This is a genomic window from Candidatus Protochlamydia sp. W-9 (assembly GCF_001950615.1).
Lineage (GTDB): Bacteria > Chlamydiota > Chlamydiia > Chlamydiales > Parachlamydiaceae > Protochlamydia > Protochlamydia amoebophila.
Genome location: NZ_BCPZ01000126.1, coordinates 1 through 17972, shown reverse-complemented (window position 1 = coordinate 17972; position 17972 = coordinate 1). Strand labels below are relative to the sequence as shown.

The following is a 17972-nucleotide window of genomic DNA, read 5'->3' as shown; positions in this document are numbered from 1 at the left end:
AAAGAGGCAATATGCTACATATGGCCTCTTTTTACTTCTTTAAAGCGTTAAAATTATGTCAACCACGTATACATCCAACTTTAATGTTGAATTCAAATACAACCCATCCTGGTTTTCTTATTTTATTTCCCTTTTAAGTATTTTTTGTATTTTTTTAAATTTGTCTTTATACGGTGATGATCTTGCCTCAGAAACTGTCTACTTAACTTGGCAAAAAGATCCTACAACAACAATGACAATTCAATGGATTTCTTCTAAGAAAGAAAAAGAAGTGCAATTATTTTACCGACAAAGTACGGAAGCCAATTGGATACAAGTAAAAGGAATCATTTTTAATTTTCCTCATTCTCCTTCGTATTTCATTAACAGGGTAGAACTTACTAATTTAGAACCCGACACTGAGTATATTTTCAAAATTGAAACAAATAGTCAAACTCATCTATTTCGTACACTTCCTTGCTCTTTACAAAGACCTCTTCGATTTGTCGTAGGTGGGGATATGTATCATGATGGGATTGATTTGATGATTGACATATGCAAACAAGCAGCCAAAACAAATCCTTCTTTTGCGCTTGTAGGAGGTGACATAGCTTATGGCGTTGGAGAATCATACATCCCTCTCCAAAAAATCGAGCGTTGGATAGTATGGTTGAAAGCTTGGCATCAATCTATGATTACTCCTGAAGGAAGATTAATTCCCATTATTGCAGCAATAGGTAATCATGACCTAATAGGACATTATCAACAAACCCCAGCACAAGCCAAAATCTTCAGTTCTCTTTTCCCAATGGCTGAAACTAGCATTTATAATGTCTTTGATTTTAATTCTTATTTAAGTATCTGGTTGTTAGATTCAGGGCATGCCAATCCTGTATCAGGTCAACAAACCACTTGGCTAAATCGAACTTTAAGGGAAAGGCAGCATACACAACATCGTTTTGCGATTTATCATGTACCCGCTTACCCTTCCATTCGTAATTTCAATAATAAACGAAGTTCTATTATCCGAAAATTTTGGGTACCTGCTTTTGAACAAGGAAATCTTCACGCAGCTTTTGAACACCATGACCATGCCTATAAAAGAACTTACCCTCTCTTACAAAATAAAATTCATCCCAAAGGAATACTTTATTTAGGAGACGGTGCTTGGGGAATTAAAAAAGCGCGACAGCTTAAACATACGCAACCCTCATATTTAGCTAAATTTATCTCTATACGTCATGTAATTATTGTAACTCTTCAGTCAGATAAACAATATTTTATGTGTATTAATGAATACGGCCAAATGATTGATGAATATCAACAAAATTTAGAGAGTTCCCATCCAAATACCATATCAAATTTCAATTATCCTTAAACAAGCTAACAATCTAATACATTTTATAATTTATTGATGATCAAAACATACAATTATTAAAATGTTGTTTTTGAAATTTAAAATTTGATATAAAAATTATAAAAAAAATTATAATTATATCTAATATATTCTAAGGAGATAGGCGTGGAAAGGTTGATATATTTGTTAACTGTGCTACTATTTTGTTTTGCTCCTATTATTAATCTTTTAGGAGAACAAACCCAAACAAATAAAGTAGGTACATTAATTGTTAATTATCAAACAAATGAAAAAGGTCATCGCCTAGATCGTGTCCGTTTTTGGTTAATTAATGAAAACAACGAAAAAACACTATACCCAAAAAAAGATGACTTCCTTGCGAATACCCATACCTCTTCTGAGCGTACAGTTGTTATCAGCCATTTACCAATTGGTCAATATCGAATTGAGTTTGTGCTTCCCAATGCTGATGATTTTTTTGAAGAAATTCCGGTTCGAAAAATTATTTTGACAAGTGAAGCTGTTCTCAAAGTGGATCAAGAAATTCATATTCGTCACAAAACAGCTCATGACGTCGCCCTATCTGATTTTAAAGTGCCAAATAATACCTTATCTATAAACAATCTCAAGGTTTTTTCTCCTTCTTTTTCTTATTCCCTTTTACCCCATTATATTTTTTCTTCTGAAAGTATTCCTCTGAAAATGGCTAGATTTAGTTTAACAGTTAACCGATCCGTTAGTTGGAAACTCTTATTAAACGGACAAATCATTCACTCTTCTATTGGATCTATCACTAATTTACCGATTCCTCCCGGAAAACATTATTATGTGATAGCAGAAGAGCTTGCTGGTTATACCACCAAAACAATTCCATCCTCATCCTTTGATATCGCCCCTGATGAAAAAGTTTTAATTAAAATAATTTATCAGAAAGACTCGGGATATGTGAACTCAAAACACACAACTGCCAAATGAGGAAAAATCATCTAACATTAACTCTTACTTCTATTAATGATTTCAATTAACTTTTTTAAAAGTTAATTTAGATAAACAAAATAGAAGTATTATTTGACAAAGCAGCGCCTGGGAACGAACAGATGAGCATCAAGTTTCTTATCAATTACCCAAATACCTTACTACAACCTATCCAAACAAAATCTCATCCTTGAAAAACAATAGTTCACATCAATTAAATCCATACATTCTTGTTGAAAAGTCAGTTAAATATTTCAATAAAACTTTCTCAAGCTCTTTTCATTCCTTATCGCGAGAATGGTTAGGAGTTAAGCCAAGGTTGAGAAAATCCTTATGTATTTTCTCATTATTTTGAAAAATCGAAGTCGTAATCAAACCAATTTCTCTACAAATGATTTTTTTTACCCATGAAATTTCCAAATAGAAATACAAAAAACCAGTGGCAATAGAAATTTTTCCTCTAAACTTAATAAAAAAGACCTACAGTTAAGATTTTGGACAAGATTGGATTGATCGTGCTTAGGCAAATTACAAAAATATCTCCAACTCCCTAAATGATAAAAGGGTATTGACCATGCCTGAGGGTTTTTACGCTTTCCCTCTAGCTTTTAATAATCACAAACCATACCTATACTCAGCCCAAAAATCCAAGAGGCTGCTTTGTTTTTAGTAGAAATGTATAGGAGAGGTAGAAATGTATAGGAGGAAAGGAGTATCAATTTTGGAATAAGTCTAAAAAAAAACCACTCACAAGATTTTGAAAAGAAGACGTGATGCTAATTTAGCACAAGCAGTCAGAATTTCCGAAAAACTCCCTTTATCACCGGAATATATCGATATTTATACGGACTTCAGTTCAGAGCAGCAAAAACATCTTCCTCAAATTCAAAAACTCTCTATCTCATAGATAACACAGATTTTATAACTAAGAGCGTGAATATTAAATTGATGATTCCTTACGTTTTTTCTAAAATTTTATACTTTTAAATATTTTTATTTACTTTTGTCTCTTACTTAATTTTCTCCCTATAAATTCAAGAAAATCTCTAAAAAATCTCTTTGTTGGCCCAAAAATTTCAACTTAATTCCTTTATAATTAAAAAAATTAAAATAAATTAAATAATTTTTAATTATTTGATGTATTTAATTATAAATTAATAATCAAATTATATAATTCAATTATACATTTATTATTATCATTATTTTAGGAGGAATTTATGGCTTCACCTACTGGAGGTCCAATCCATTCAAGTAATCTTATTCCTTCGTATTTTTTTGAAACAAAAAAACAAACAACTTATAAATTAATTGATAATAATCCCCTTTTTCCAGTCCATCAAACTTTATTGCCCCCACTAAAATTTTCAAATTCCGAGCGATTAAATTTATTATTGGAGGAAGAATTAGAGGCTTTAATTGTTCAAAAAGAAAAACAAATTACGCAAACTCTAGAAAAAATAGATGAAGTAATTCACGGTAGTCGTTTTTATAAAATGATTTTGGATTTCACTAAATGGGCACATGGATATGCTGATACTGGGAATGACACTGTGCAAAGTGGAATAGAATATCTCCAAAATTTGCTTCCGGAAAAATTAATCAAAGAAGGAACGATTCTTGGAAATCATTTAGAGTCTTTAGATGAGATAGCTGACCATGCCGGGAAATTTTTGAATGCTCTTGATTTAGGAGTAAGTGGTTTAGTGTTAATGCATAAAATAAAGATTTTAGAAATTTCAAAAAAAGTTTATTTAAGTTTAAAAAACGAATATGACACAAAAAAAGAAATGCTTCATGATAAGAAAATTTCTAAAGACGAACAAAGAGAAATTAAAAAAATTTTAGCTACTTTGGGAAAAATTATTAGTGAATTAGAAATTAAGCTTAAAATTCAAGAAAAGCAAATCAACTTACAAAAAACTAAGTATCAACTAAAAGTCGGTAAAAAATTCTTTTCATTCGTCAAAATTCCTTTAAAATATCTTCCCATTGATCAAACTACTAAGGCCTTTCAATTTCTTTTAACAGGTGTCACTGTTGCAAAAACAGCTTTATCACTTGTTCTTTCTGGATTCATTTTACATAGAGCCGTAACCAATCATGGTGTTTATACAGGGTGGACAGAAATGTTTAAGCAATGGAAAAATCGTCAGCAACCAACTAGTCATATAGCAACCCAAATAGAGCCCCCCCTTCAAGTTCAATTTCCTGAAATTTTAAGTGAAATTTCTGAAAAAAACTTTCAGAAATTTCAAGAAGAGCTAAATAAGCTCATTTATCACCCAACGATGGTTTTTGAAGAAATTAAACAAGAGCTTAAAAATTTTGGTATTGAATTAATTGAAGATATCAATACAACGAGTGAATTAATTGATCATTGGGAACTTCACGCTGAATTTAAACAAGATTTGATTTTTAAATACACGGACTTTGCAATAGTTTTAGGCCAGCTCGATTATCTTATTCAGACAAGTAAAAACTTACTAATTAAAAGAGAAGCTATTACTAGAAAAAAAGTCTTACAATTAACCCCTCATTTTGAAGAACTCAAACCTAAAATTGTTGAATTGAAAAAGAGGCAGTACGAACAACTTGCTGGGCAATTTAGAGCTTTATATGGAGAAAAATTTTCTAAAAAAAACTTATCTCCCCTTCTTTTTGAAAACCTACCGGAAAAAGAAGTTGAACGTATTTTAAAAGAACAAGAAGTTATTTTTAATGAACAGAAAATCATCAAGCTACAAAACATTGCGAACCAGCTTCAACTCCGTTTTACAATTTCTCGTTTTAAGGACAAAGCTCACATAATCAACGCTTTTGAACGTATAATCGTTTCAGATAAACAGTTTGATCGATTTATGAAAACTTATACTTCAGCAGACCTGTTATATTTTTATGTGGACCATCAAGAAACTTTAGAACATATAACGAAAAATAGCCTTAAAGAAATGATTTCTAAAAAACATGAAATTGAGCGAAATTTTACAAAATTTAAATTAGTAGAATCAGGGACACTTTTTACCATAGCTTCGATTTTTGCCATTATTTCTACTACTTTCGCTATTATAGGATTATTAACCACACCTGTCGCTGGCGCTGGTTTTATCTTAATGGGCTTATCTATCGCATCGACAATTTTTTCGTTGGGGTTTTTATGTGCTAGCTATTATCAAAAATCTAAATACAAATCTGCTTCTACTGCTGTAGAAACTAATTTGATAGATGTGAAATTAATGTTCAATCGAGTCCGAGCAAGAATTGAAGAATATTGCTCTCTACGCAAAAATAAAAAATTACAAGATATAGCTTTTATTTTAAAAAACTTACATAAAAAAGACGTTTCAACTGAGGAATATCAAAAAGCATTTAAAAAATATGAAGAAGCTAAGACTCAATATGCAATGAGTCAATCTAAAGTCCAAGAGTGGAATCGAAAAATAAAAGCAATACAAACTCGTATTAATAATGCACGTTTGCAAGACTTTGCAAAATCTGCATCTTTAAACATTGCGGAGAGTCCACAAAATTTTGATACTTGGAAGGCTTTAAACGAATCATTATTAGCTATGGATTTAAGCTTGTTGAGCGAAGAAACCAAAGTACTTCTGCAAACACAATTAGGGTTAGACATTGAAGTTTTACAAGCTCAAGCGATGAAAAATCCAGAATCTTTAAAAAAAGCTTTGCAAAAATTCTTCACATTAGAAGATTCTGAAATAGTTGAATTTATTCAATATCAACAAGCTCGTATCCAAGCAAATCTAATTCCTTCTATGAATCCTAATTAAGTGAAATTATGGTTTTACAACGCATTTCCTCTCTTTTAAAAGAAACTTTTTTTGATTGTTCCTATGTTGCAGCCTCTGAAATAGAGCCATTTGATTATTTGATTGCCATTGCAGAAACGAATTCTAAAGAAAAAAGGAAAATGATTAAAATCATGGCTTTTGAACAGCAATTAGATCCCTCAATGCTCAAAAAGATCGATAAGGATCGATGTTTCAGAATCCAGTTTTTGCATCAATTACCATTTGAAGTCACTCCACTTGCAGTAAATCAAATAGCAAGTTTGTTACTATTTCTCAATCAAAACTTAGATTGGCCTGGATTTGAATTAGATGAGTTAAATAATAGACTAACATATCGTTACAATTGGTTAATCAAAGAATCGGCTATTGACACAGCTCAACTAACCATTATCACAGGAAACCTACTTTTAAGCCTCGACATGTTTAATGATCCCATCAAGCAAATTGCCGACGGACAGCTGACTTTTAATGAATTATTAAGAGGAATTGCTGAATTTGGACATCGGACAAAGAATTAAAAAAATTTATAGAAATTTATCTTCAAGTTTTCGCTCATTTATCTTTTTTATTTTAAATTCGAATTTTGAAGCTGCATTAAAAAATAAACTTTCAGTTCCTTTTTTTTAAACCTATCTATCTTAATTTTTAACGCTTAATTTTCAAAGAAAAATTATAATGATCTTTTTATTCCAACTCGGATAAATCTTCCTGCTTTTTTACTTTTATAAATTAATTTTTATCTTGGACATATTTTGTTTTTTATGTTAGATTTCAAATTAGGATTTTTTTAACCAATCTTAACTCTCTACTTAAGAGATATTTATGCAAGTTTCTGAAGCATTAAAACAAGTGCTCGCAACATCGGAAATGCCACTTAATAACGCTTCTAATGAATCAAGTTTTAATCTTCCAATTATTTTCTCCCAATTTTTAGAAGAAGGTTCTTTGATCTTTAATCCTAAAAGATTTACTTTTTTTAACGAAAAAAAACTTCTTTTGGAAAAAATGGGTATGGAGTTTTTGAAAGATAAACAGTCGGTTAATGCTGAAGATCTTATTTACTTAGATTTGATCAAAGATTTTTGCCAGTGGCATCAAGAATTTCAAAGCGTTCTTTTAAAGCACAATCAAAATATTGATAAATTTTTTTTTAATAGTGTTAAACATGTCGACACTATTCGAGAAAATGTTCAAGCTTTCATTAATCATGAATATGTTAAAGGCTATATTGCTCCCAGCTTTCCTTCTGAATTAATTAATAAAATTTGTGACTTTTTAGGATGGTTGGCTACCTCTATTAAATCGGGGAAACCTGTAAAAGCTTCTCTATCGAATGTCAATGAATGGTCACTTCAGCAAGAAGCTAAAAAGCGGTTAGATCAACTTTGTGCAAAATATTCTCATATTAAATTAGAAAAGAAATTAGAAAGAAGAATTAACAAGTGTTACATAAATATAGCTAAACAACAACAAATAGCGCTAAGCAATCGCTGGCAGAATTTAATAAAAGCCGGTTTCCATGAAATTCTTCCGCGCGCTTTACCTAAAATTTTCTTTATTTGTGCTAACTGGAGTTCTCATAATTTAAAGAAATGCGTCAAAAATGCTTATGATTTTAAAAGTTCTATAAAAAATTTACTAGATTTTAAAGGGATAAGTGCAGTGAAAGAGGATTGGGTTGCAGACTTAGCTGCTCCCATGATTCAAGTTAATGTAGCGGCAGAAGTAAATAATCAAGAGCAACTAAAAATAGATACTGATCAATTCTTAAGTTCTTTATCTAATTGCCAAACAATCGATAATATTCAAGAAATTTTAAAGAAATATTCTATTCGGATCGAACTTCCTGTCGATATGGAAGAATGGAAAGAAAACTTAGCAAATGATCGTTTTGTACAATTTTTATCGAATCGCTACCAAATTTATAAAGGTCAAAAGTTAGCAATCAACTCGGAAACAATTCTTTCTCATCTATCCAAAGAAAAAGAAGCTTACGAAAAACATTTGATGACTGCTAGCATTAATTTACAGCCTTTATTCGACGATCTTACAGCACTGTCTTTCGAAACAGGTATATCCAAATTAAAAGAACATCATTTGAATTTAAACTTTGAAGGAGCTCCTAATAATGAGCAACAGTGGAATGCCCAACTACAGGCAGGAACACTTCAAAAGATTTTATGTAAACAATGGGTAGACTATCAGCAAACAGTTGCAAAGTTAACAGAGCAAGGAAGTCGAGTTGCTTTACTTACAAAAATTCAAATAGAAGCAACCTTATTGAACGTATATATAGGTGAACAAATATTACGTATCTTTCTACTTATTTTACGATTTGCTATTTTCATGCCTTCGACCTTTTGGGATTTAAATCAATCCTTTTTACATTATTTGGTGAAAGATCTTCCTATTCCAGGCATAGGTTTAGTTTCTATCTTCTCTTCAAGAGGAGGATGCTCAACTGATAACTTATTTTTAGCTGGAATAAGCCACCTCTGTAGATCTGGCTATAAACCTAACGAATATAGTTTGGAAGGATACCAAACATATTTACAATTGAAAAAAGCTGAAGTAGTTGCCCAGCTATATTATTTTTATTATCTTGTTCGAAGGTTTCAATTGATTATTCGTGTCAAAGTACTTGAAAAATTCATCTTGAAACCTCAAAATGCATCAGAACAAGAATTAAGGCTTCAAAATCTTATTGGCCAGCTTGAAAGCTATCAACAAGAAAATCTAACTTATCAAAATCAGCTTAAAGACAAATTAGATAGATTCAAGATAAAAGATATTAATGCCTCTTTTCATCCAAAGTCATTAATACAAGATAAAAAGGGAAATGATTACACGCCCCTACAACATTTAACAGATGCATTGTCCAATTTAGATTTGTCTTGTTTAAACGAAAACTCTCGGGATTTTTATCAAAAAAACTTAGGCATTGTCTTAAATGAGAAAACTCAGACAAGTATTAAGGAAGAATTTCGAAAAATTTTTACTCAAAATGACTTTAATTTTTTTAAAGAATTTGAACATAGACAAGAAGCGTTTGTGAGAGTTTAATTTATAACAGATATTTTAAAAAAACTTGCATCTTCGATTATTTTTTTATTCTAACTTTTATATTGAGATTAATCACTACTAATGAATTTGTCATTTAATAGCAGCGATTAATCATGATTATTCTTTATTGATCTTCAGATAATAATTCTATTTTTTTATCATTTTCATCTGCTTCGGGTAAAATATCTGTGATAGCTGCCTTATAAAATTCCAATTTGGCTCCATCATACATTTTAACAATGACAGTCTGCTCTCCCAATCGAACCACAGTACCAATAATCCCCATGGCAACAACACGATCTCCCTTTTTTAAGGCACTTCGCTGATCTTCTAAAGCTTTACGTCTTTTTTGTTCTGGTCTCCACAAAATGACATAAAAAAATAAAAAAGCAATTCCGATCATTACGAGAGTCTGCCAAAAACTTTGGTCTGGAGGAGGCAGGGCATCTTCTCCTTCACCAAATAGATAACCATTTGACAGGAATAGCAATGTTGTTAAAAAAGCATATAATTTAAATTTCATTTGTTTTCCTTTGTTCTAATTCGTTAAAAAAAATACTTTTGACTGAGTTTATACCAAATTATAGAAATAAACTTATACTAATATTAAGAATTGATTTTTGAAATAACCTAATAATTGAAGAAAGTTAAAATCAACTTTACAAAAATTTATGGGAGTGTTAACAAAATGATATTTTCCACATGAACAGTTTGGGGGAATTGGTCAACAGGTTGGACAATTTGCAATTGATATCCCCCATCTATGAGAGGGCCCAAATTCATCACTTGAGTTTTGGGATTACAGGAAATGTAAACTAGTTTAGGGGCTTTAAGGTCTAAAATATGTTTAATCGCTTTCGCATCTAAACCGATCCGAGGAGGATCTACCATTACAACATCTGGTTTTAGAGAGTTTTCCTGCGAAAGTGCTTCAAGAACTTGTCCGACGTCTCCTGATTTGATAGTAACATTCGAAAGACCATTTTCTTTCACATTTTCTCTTGCATCTAACACAGATTCTCGACTTAACTCTATTCCAATAACCTCTTTAACATATTTAGCCAAGCAAATTCCCAGCGTCCCAGTTCCGCAATATAAATCGTAAACAACATGAGAAGCAGATAAATCGGCTAGCTTTAAAGCTTGGCTATAAAGTTTTTCCGCTTGCTCAGTATTAGGTTGAAAAAATGCTGAAGGGCTAATTCGAAAATTCAATGTTTGAATAGCTTCATTGAAATCCGGTAAATAGAGTGTTTCTCGAATATGATCTGGACCATACAGGAGCATTTCATAAAAGTTGGTAGGTCTTCCCTTTGCAATTTGTTGTATTCGTAGAAAAACTGATAACTTTTGATCAGAATTAGAAAGTTCTATAGAATCCCGTAGAACCTGGACAAAACTTTGTAATTGGGATTTAGTTAAGGCATAATCAGGGTTACCAGATACAGTAAGCATTACTAAGCGGTCCCCTGTCCTCAAACCCTCTCGTAGTGTTAATGTTCTTAAAGACCCCCTATCTTTAATAGCATGGTAAGCTTGTACATCTGAATTATCCCACCATTTCTGTATAGCTATAGCGGCCTGAGCAAACCACCCATTCGCTAATAAACATTCTTTCATTTGAAATACATGTCCGCGTGTTCCTTGCATAATCAATCCCAAATAGCGACGACCAGCTTTATCACTTGAAAATGTCAATTCCATTTTATTCCGATAATGCCAAGGAGAACTTGGAATAATTGAATGCCATTTTACATTTTCATTCAAGTAGGGTTTAAAAAGATCCTGAATAGATTTTTCTTTCTGCTTTAACTGCAGCTCGTAAGGCAGTTGCTGCCAGCAACACCCTCCACAAGAACCAAAATGCATGCATAGCGCGTCAATACGATTATTTGAAGGCATGGTTACTTTTGGCAAACGGCTTAAATATTTGTCTTTCTTTTTTTTATATAAAATAGCATTGACCTGATCTCCAGGAATCGTAAAAGGAACTTCCACTTGAATTTCTTTTTGATTTGATAGGAGGAGGGTCGAACCCATTCCGTGTCCATCAGTTGAAAATTCTTTAATTCGGACATCAATTGAACGTTGTTTCATTTAAATAACTAAGGGGGTAAAAAGAAGAATAAAGAAAAGGGGGAGGTTTATCCCCCCCTGAAACTTTTTTTGCCAAGTTGGCTTATGCGCTAGTTTTTCTTGTAGGAATCTTAGCTGTTGCGCGCTTAACAGACATTTGTCTTGGTCTAAAGCTTGTTGATTTTGCTTTTGGCTTTGCTTTTACCGCTGCTGCTTTTTTCGCGGGTGCTGCTGCTGCTTTTTTCGCTGGAGCAGCGGCTTTTTTCGCTGGGGCTTTAGCTTTAGGAGCTGTTTTTGCAGGCTTTTTCTGGCCTTTTGTTTTCTTTTCAGAAGCAATAGACTCTTTACGGAATAATTTAGCAATTTTTTCTAATTTAACTGTACCTGTGCGAACACGTTGAGAAGCTGCCTTATTACCATTCTCAGACTTTTCCAGATCCGAAGTGATATTTGATAATAATTCTCTTAAATTTTTAAATGTGTCTTTTAATGACATGTTTTGAACTCCTCCTATTTAGAGTTATATTTTCACTATTAACTAAATATTAACTTTGGATATATTGTGCAACATTTTTCTCATAAATTCCAATTTTTTTTTCATTTTTTAAAAAAAACACCCCATTTAGGGCCTTTTGTCGTTCAATCTGCATTCTTTTGAAGTAGATCTGAACCTAGATTGAAATTTCATTTTCTCTTTCATATAAATGAAATCAAAAACGTTTTAAAGTTTGCTGTAGAGTATTTTTTACTTTTTTCTTGATACTCAGAGATCAATAAAAATTAAAACTTTAATCAAATCAAATTTCGATTTAACCTCTGAATCACAGTTTTAATCCACACAGCCAGTTCATTCTAATTGCATTCAACGTTAATTAGCTTGCGATAATAGAGCCAAGACTCCCAAACTCATTCGATGATTTTAGAGACATGATGAAAAATTGTCGCCATTCTGCTACATTGTTTAGATAAATTGACTCTCAGAGGACTGATGAAAAAATGCCTGTTTTTCTTTTTTTATATTATTAGCTGCAGGACCTTTCTATCAGCAGAGTTGGCAGATTTAAATTCCTCGAAAGAATTTCAACATGCTGAAAGGTTAAAAGCAGAAGGACACTATGAAGATGCTCTGCACTATTATCTTTTCATGGATGAACATTTTGAAACGACATCTGAGCTTTGTCAATCATTGCATCTATCACAAGCTTACTGTCTCTTAGAATTGCATCAACCTGAGCTCGCTATTGATTTATTGACTCAGGATTCCAACCCTCACTCCCCCTATCAAAACTATTTGATTGGCCTAGCCTATCGACAACAGAAAAATTATCAATTAGCTTTGAATATTTTAAATACAATAGATAGTGATCGAGATACGGCACTAGATGATAAAATTAATTTTGAAAAAGGGATCAATTACTTTTATTTAGGAAAGTCAAAAGATTCCGCTTTTTTTTTAAAAAAAATTGAGTGGTCTCCCTTTGAGCCAACTATGTATTATTTATCAAAGCTTTATCTCATTAGAATGGCTTTATTAAATAAAGAAACTTCTTCCGCAAAGGCTTCCCTTTTACATTTGCACGATAAATTACCCAATACTCACCCCCTTCATTTTGAAAAAAATTATTTAGAAGGAATGATGTATTTTCAAGATGGCAAATACCAAGAAGCAATTACTTACTTACAAAAAGTCAATTTTACTTCAAACTTTTATCAAGAAAAAGCTCAAGCTTATTTAGTAAAATGCTTTTTTAAATTAGCCGAGAAAGCCACAGATCAGGCAGAAGTAGTAGATTTCCTGACACAAGCAGAAACAATTTTAGAAAATATTTCTGATGAAATAAAAAATCTTCTTCTCTGCGATTTTTATTTGTTGAAAGCAGCTCGTTTAAGTGATCCTAATGCTTACCAGCAAGCTAAAGAGATTTTGAAAAATTTAGCCACCTTTAAAACAAAAGAAGGTCGCAGGCAAGCAAAGCTCAAGCTTGCAAATGCTGCTCCTTGTCGAGTCGAGCGAATTGAAAAGTATAATAAGCTTATTCAAGATGCTCAATCTGATCCCATTTTGCAAGCCGATGCTTGGTATTTGAAAGGTTTAAACGAGCTAGAAGAAGGACAAATTCAATGCCTATCTATTTCCTCACTTCCTCTCTCTAATATTTATTTTGAAGAAGCGGCATTATCGTTCAAACATGCTCATCAACTTTATTTAAATATTCAACCGCAATCCGCAGGAGATGCCTTAAAAAATCAGATTTTAGCAAATTTTTATCAATCAGACGATTCTAAAAAAAAACAAGCTTTTAAACTCCTGACCGCGCTCACAAAAAATGGTTCTGATTCAGGTCAGTTATTAATCTTAGCAGGATTAATTGTCACTTCCATAAAAAATCCTGATTCAGAACACCTTTTGAATGCAAAAACCCTTTTAAAAACCTCTCCCACCTTTGATCAAAAAACCAATGAAAAAATTCTCAAGCTTCAAGGAATTTTATTGACCAAAGAAAATGATTGGAAAGCTGCTTACAATCATTTTTCTGACTTTTTTAAATATTACCCCCATTCCATTGAAATAGGTGAAATTCTTTTTTGGATGGCCGATTGTTGCAGCCATTTAAATAATGAACAAGTGAGGCAGGAACATTTAAGGACTCTTTATCTGAATTATCCTCAAAGCCCTTTTGCGGCCCCAGCATATTTTAATTTGTTTTCTTACCGAGAATATATGCAAGGACAGCGACAATCGATTAAGCACTTAGAAGCAATGCCAGAATTATTTTCTGAAAGCCCTTACGTAATTAGTGCTTATTATTTAATTGGCCTTGACCATTTAAAAAACCACATGACTTACAACGGCAAGACTCATCGCCGAAAAGATGAGATTGCTGCGATTGCCGCTTTCCAAGCTGCAGAAAGTAAATTTGATGAGTTATTTGAAAAAAAGAAATTAACCCCTATCGACACAATTTACTACATTCATATCAAGTATCAGGCTATGCTGGAAAGAGCATTAGCAAATTTAGCAATTGCCGATCAATCCACATCAACCAAAAAAATGATTTATTTGGAATATACTGAAGATGTTTTTAAAGAACTAATTCAGGTCTTTCATAACCCAAGTCCTCTTATCCAAACTACTCTATTTAAAGATCAATCCTATCCTAAAATCTTACAAGAAGCAGAGTTTGGACTCGCGCAAACATATACAAGACTAAATAAAATAGATGAAGCTTATCAATTATTCGATCAATTGACCCAAAAAGCTCAGCAGAATATGACAGAAAACAATTATTTACTTGTGAAGGCTTATTATGAAAAAGGAGTACTTTCTCAAAAAAAATACAATTACTCCCAAGCTTTAAATGATTTTCTACAAGCGGAAGAAGTCAATCACGCTTTCAACTTCTTAAGTCCCGATGAAAAATTGGATTTATGGATTCAACAAAGTCAGTGTTATAAAGAGCTGGGACAACTAGAAGAAGCTATGTTACTTCTCTCGAAAGTCATTAATGACGAAGCCATTTCAAGTTTACGGGTTAAAGCTATGTATTTAAGAGCAGATATTTATACTCAACAAGGCAGACCTGAGCTTGCCTTGAAGCAATTGGATGCTACCTCGAAAAAGGGGGGCGAATGGAGCAAAAAAGCAAAAGAAAAAATGGAAAAAGATTATGCCTATTGACTATTTATTGTTTGAACCCTGTTTAGCAAATCTATTTTTTTATGGCTCTAATTGGAATATTATTTTATTAATCATCATTGGCTGCTCAATTTTAAGCGTAACGATTTTTATTGAAAGATTGATGCAAATACAAAAATCAGAAATTGATACTAATCAATTTATTATCTCTATGAGAAAAACAATTAAAGAAGGAAATATTGTTGAAGCTATTCAAATTTGTGAAAAAACTGGCGGAACAATTGCTACTATTATCAAAGCAGGATTGATCAAACATAATCGTGATAAAGAACAAATTGAATCAGCCATGGAAATTTCAGGGCTCGTAGAAATTGCTCGTCTTGAGAAAAACGCCAAAATTTTATCTATTATTGCTTACATTGCACCTTTAATTGGCCTGCTAGGAACTGTTTTAGGATTTATTCAAGCTTTTTCAGAAATGCGTTTAAGTGGACTTGTAGATATTTCTGCCACAAGGATTGGAGAGGCTATGGAATATGCTCTAGTTACAACCGCGGCTGGCCTGGTAGTGGCAATCCCTTCTGTAATAGCTTATAATTATTTGGTGAGTAGGGTTGAAGGATTTGTTTTAGAAATTCAAACAGCCTCTGCAGAAATTGTTGATCTCCTTTTAGATCGTGAAGAGGAGTTTTAATGAAATTTAAAACCCGCTTAAAGTCCTCGAATGCATTAATTGATTTAACACCCCTTGTTGATGTCATTTTTTTGATGCTTATATTTTTTATCGTGACCTCAGATATTCTTCCTCTGAAATCATTGAATATTGAAAATCCTCAATTAAAAAAAGACTCTACTCCCCTAACAACCCAGCTTCTTTTAGTAATGGATGCCCAACAAGTCATCTATTTAGGATCCAAAAAAAGCATTGTCGATTTTTCTTCCTTGCAGAGCGATTTAGAAAATGAAATACAAAATTTAAAAAAACAAAATGGAGGTATTTGGCCCACCGTTGTTTTAAGTGTAGACCGACGCATTGAGTATGGATTATTTTTAAAGCTCTTTGCAATTGCACAAGAATGCTGCCCACATTTAAGGCTTGTTTATCAACCTTTAGAAAATTTGGAAGAATTTTGAGATGTTGAAACTAGAAAAATGTGCAAAAAGTTGTCATATTACAATCTCTTTAAGGCACCGGGATACATTTTTTTCTCCTTTACTGATCAAAGCATTGGTGTTTGCACTCTCCATTCATTTCGTTGCAATTCTTTTATTTCATATTAAACCCTTTAAAATTACCTCAACTTTTCTTTATCCTCCAATTCAAGTAGAAGCTGAGCCTTCTTTCGAGATTTCTTCTCCATTCCTTCTACTACAAGAAGACGAAAGCATTCAATATCTAACCCCTCCAACACCGATTGACAATCTCCCTTATTTCTTTCCCGCATCTCACTTTCAAAATCAAACACAACTTCAATTAATCGATTTTGCTTCTATAGAAGAAAAATACTGGCCTATTTATTCACCTCCTCTAACCATAGAAAAACCTGCCATTACACTATATGTTTCGGGAGATTTATCCGCTTATCCCTTATCAAATTCTGATCCTCGCCTAGAAACTAAAATATTGCTCAACAATCCAGCTAAAGATCCTTATTATATAAATTATAAAGTAAAATTAGATGGAAAATCTGGAGTTATTTTTTGGTATGAACGTATTCAGTCAAGCGGAGTCGTTGAGAAAGATTTCCTTACCGAACAAATCCTTTTAAATACAAAATTTAAGACTTTCTCAACCACCTTTGTACCAGTATCAGGTTGGTTAAATTTTGTCATTTACTAATAGGGGTTAAAAATGATTGAACTTAACTTTACAACAGCGTTTATGCTCTACTTGGGTGTTACCATAAGTGCTTTATTAGGAACATGGGTTTACTCCCATTATCGAACACGTAAGCAAATTATTTTTTCAACAGAACAATCTTTATTTGTATGCGAATATTGTCACTTTGCTTATTTAGAAGAAAATATAAAAGAGCTCAATCGATGTCCGCAATGTAATCTTTTTAATAAACAAAATTATTACAAACATCTAAATAGATAAATTTAAATTATTTATTATATTAAAATTAAAATAAAAACATTAATTAATAAAAGAGGTAAATTGTTTCAAACTTAGAAATTTTTTATTATAATCTTTAAACTATTATTAGAGATATTGTATTAGCAATTATTAGCATTACCATTTCAGCTAGCTTATCTTATTATCAGCAAAAACTTATTTAGTAGTCCTTTCTCCCAAAAAATTTTTGTTAGACTTGATCTCCGATTTTTTTAAAACTCTCAAAAATAACCAATGGCGGATAAAAAAATAATTACTTTTAAGAAATATTGAAAATAACACCAACAATGTCTTGTTATTTGCTTTATCGTTTAGAGTTTCTTAATCAACTATCTAATTGCAAGGTTCTGTCATTAAAATGCTTTCTGTCACAAATCGTCTCGTCAATTTGCTTAATTACCCCCCCTTATAATTTCTGCAAATAAACCTTTTGTCTAGATTGGATACAGCAGCTTAGCTGAATTAGTCCTCTCTCAATGCTTTGAGTGTTTAAAAGAATCCGCTTCCAAAAACTTAACTTCTTAACAGATTCTGTAATAGTCACGGTAACTTTAGCAGAAATAGTTTTCTTTTAAAGTAGAAGCAAGTTGGCATCATTTTGATTATAGCTTATCGAGAATGTTAACTCCCTTTCGATCGACAGAATTTTTTGAGACGCTAATATTATCTCTAGATTTAATCCTGTATGGAATAAATTCTCGTCAAAGTCCTTATGATTTTTTCCATATTTTTGTAGAAAATTTTACCCAATTCTGTTTTCAAATAATTTCTTTATATATTTTTCAATTTTTTTTAGATAAAAAAACTGAGCAAATTCACGAGTAGCTTTATTGGGGATATCAGGGTAAATAACGAGCGGTTGACAAGGGAGTCTAAAAACAAAGGAAAGAAACGGGGCAAAAAAAAGGGCCTTAAAACGGGGTGTTTTAAGGCCAAAAAGAAAAGTTTGGCGGCGAC

Annotated in this window: 15 protein-coding genes; 11 read left to right on the top strand and 4 right to left on the bottom strand. The window is 32.1% G+C overall.

The window, feature by feature from the left end:
- Positions 1 to 55 precede the first annotated feature (55 nt).
- The 6 genes from BU804_RS03565 (at position 56) to BU804_RS03545 (ending at position 9183) form a co-directional block, all read left to right on the top strand.
- Positions 56 to 1357 (top strand): fibronectin type III domain-containing protein, encoded by a 1302-nt coding sequence (locus tag BU804_RS03565; protein WP_075883006.1) that lies wholly within the window; start codon positions 56 to 58, stop codon positions 1355 to 1357.
- Positions 1358 to 1501: 144 nt separating this feature from the next.
- Positions 1502 to 2311 (top strand): hypothetical protein, encoded by an 810-nt coding sequence (locus BU804_RS03560; protein ID WP_075883005.1) that lies wholly within the window; start codon positions 1502 to 1504, stop codon positions 2309 to 2311.
- A 757-nt stretch (positions 2312 to 3068) separates the two neighbouring features.
- Positions 3069 to 3218: a hypothetical protein gene (locus tag BU804_RS13220; protein ID WP_158025010.1), complete on the top strand. Its 150-nt coding sequence runs from the start codon at positions 3069 to 3071 to the stop codon at positions 3216 to 3218.
- 310 nt (positions 3219 to 3528) lie between these two features.
- Positions 3529 to 6099 carry a hypothetical protein gene (locus tag BU804_RS03555; protein WP_075883004.1) on the top strand — a complete coding sequence of 857 codons (2571 nt, stop codon included), beginning with the start codon at positions 3529 to 3531 and terminating at the stop codon, positions 6097 to 6099.
- 8 nt (positions 6100 to 6107) lie between these two features.
- Positions 6108 to 6638 (top strand): hypothetical protein, encoded by a 531-nt coding sequence (locus BU804_RS03550; protein WP_075883003.1) that lies wholly within the window; start codon positions 6108 to 6110, stop codon positions 6636 to 6638.
- Between the two features lie 304 nt (positions 6639 to 6942).
- Positions 6943 to 9183: a hypothetical protein gene (locus BU804_RS03545; RefSeq protein WP_075883002.1), complete on the top strand. Its 2241-nt coding sequence runs from the start codon at positions 6943 to 6945 to the stop codon at positions 9181 to 9183.
- A 124-nt stretch (positions 9184 to 9307) separates the two neighbouring features.
- Here the strand turns inward: BU804_RS03545 and yajC are convergent, their stop codons facing one another.
- The 3 genes from yajC to hctA all read right to left on the bottom strand — a co-directional run bounded on the left by yajC (position 9308) and on the right by hctA (position 11755).
- A complete protein-coding gene (gene yajC / locus BU804_RS03540) occupies positions 9308 to 9706 on the bottom strand; it encodes a preprotein translocase subunit YajC (RefSeq protein ID WP_075883001.1) in 399 nt (132 codons plus the stop codon).
- 146 nt (positions 9707 to 9852) lie between these two features.
- Positions 9853 to 11280: a 23S rRNA (uracil(1939)-C(5))-methyltransferase RlmD gene (gene rlmD, locus BU804_RS03535; RefSeq protein WP_075883000.1), complete on the bottom strand. Its 1428-nt coding sequence runs from the start codon at positions 11278 to 11280 to the stop codon at positions 9853 to 9855.
- 82 nt (positions 11281 to 11362) lie between these two features.
- Positions 11363 to 11755 carry a histone H1-like protein HctA gene (hctA, locus tag BU804_RS03530; RefSeq protein WP_075882999.1) on the bottom strand — a complete coding sequence of 131 codons (393 nt, stop codon included), beginning with the start codon at positions 11753 to 11755 and terminating at the stop codon, positions 11363 to 11365.
- Between the two features lie 555 nt (positions 11756 to 12310).
- On the opposite strand from hctA, the gene BU804_RS03525 reads away from it, so the two are divergent.
- The 5 genes from BU804_RS03525 to BU804_RS03505 are packed head-to-tail and all read left to right on the top strand — an operon-like array spanning position 12311 to position 16997.
- The gene (locus tag BU804_RS03525) at positions 12311 to 14938 is read left to right on the top strand and encodes a tetratricopeptide repeat protein (RefSeq protein WP_158025009.1); all 2628 of its coding nucleotides are present in this window, start codon (positions 12311 to 12313) and stop codon (positions 14936 to 14938) included.
- A complete protein-coding gene (locus tag BU804_RS03520; RefSeq protein ID WP_075882997.1) occupies positions 14928 to 15590 on the top strand; it encodes a MotA/TolQ/ExbB proton channel family protein in 663 nt (220 codons plus the stop codon). Before BU804_RS03525 ends, BU804_RS03520 begins: the two co-directional genes overlap by 11 nt.
- Entirely contained in the window at positions 15590 to 16030 is a 441-nt protein-coding gene (locus BU804_RS03515) for an ExbD/TolR family protein (RefSeq protein WP_075882996.1), read from the top strand. The genes BU804_RS03520 and BU804_RS03515 overlap by 1 nt, the downstream gene beginning before the upstream one ends.
- 1 nt (position 16031) lies before the next feature.
- Positions 16032 to 16736 (top strand): hypothetical protein, encoded by a 705-nt coding sequence (locus BU804_RS03510; protein WP_075882995.1) that lies wholly within the window; start codon positions 16032 to 16034, stop codon positions 16734 to 16736.
- 12 nt (positions 16737 to 16748) lie between these two features.
- A complete protein-coding gene (locus BU804_RS03505; RefSeq protein ID WP_075882994.1) occupies positions 16749 to 16997 on the top strand; it encodes a hypothetical protein in 249 nt (82 codons plus the stop codon).
- Positions 16998 to 17757: 760 nt separating this feature from the next.
- On the opposite strand, the gene BU804_RS14550 is transcribed toward BU804_RS03505, so the two are convergent.
- Positions 17758 to 17972, bottom strand: a 215-nt coding sequence (locus BU804_RS14550) for a hypothetical protein (RefSeq protein WP_226996115.1), incomplete at its 5' end; no start/stop codon positions are given.

What these genes read in the sequence shown, in the direction of transcription:
- BU804_RS03565 (WP_075883006.1), top strand. Translation starts at nt 56, where the DNA reads ATGTCAACCACGTATACATCCAACTTTAATGTTGAATTCAAATACAAC.
- BU804_RS03515 (WP_075882996.1), top strand. Translation starts at nt 15,590, where the DNA reads ATGAAATTTAAAACCCGCTTAAAGTCCTCGAATGCATTAATTGATTTA.
- BU804_RS03510 (WP_075882995.1), top strand. Translation starts at nt 16,032, where the DNA reads ATGTTGAAACTAGAAAAATGTGCAAAAAGTTGTCATATTACAATCTCT.
- BU804_RS03545 (WP_075883002.1), top strand. Translation starts at nt 6,943, where the DNA reads ATGCAAGTTTCTGAAGCATTAAAACAAGTGCTCGCAACATCGGAAATG.
- hctA (WP_075882999.1), bottom strand. Translation starts at nt 11,755, where the DNA reads ATGTCATTAAAAGACACATTTAAAAATTTAAGAGAATTATTATCAAAT.
- BU804_RS03505 (WP_075882994.1), top strand. Translation starts at nt 16,749, where the DNA reads ATGATTGAACTTAACTTTACAACAGCGTTTATGCTCTACTTGGGTGTT.
- BU804_RS03520 (WP_075882997.1), top strand. Translation starts at nt 14,928, where the DNA reads ATGCCTATTGACTATTTATTGTTTGAACCCTGTTTAGCAAATCTATTT.
- BU804_RS03550 (WP_075883003.1), top strand. Translation starts at nt 6,108, where the DNA reads ATGGTTTTACAACGCATTTCCTCTCTTTTAAAAGAAACTTTTTTTGAT.
- rlmD (WP_075883000.1), bottom strand. Translation starts at nt 11,280, where the DNA reads ATGAAACAACGTTCAATTGATGTCCGAATTAAAGAATTTTCAACTGAT.
- yajC (WP_075883001.1), bottom strand. Translation starts at nt 9,706, where the DNA reads ATGAAATTTAAATTATATGCTTTTTTAACAACATTGCTATTCCTGTCA.
- BU804_RS03555 (WP_075883004.1), top strand. Translation starts at nt 3,529, where the DNA reads ATGGCTTCACCTACTGGAGGTCCAATCCATTCAAGTAATCTTATTCCT.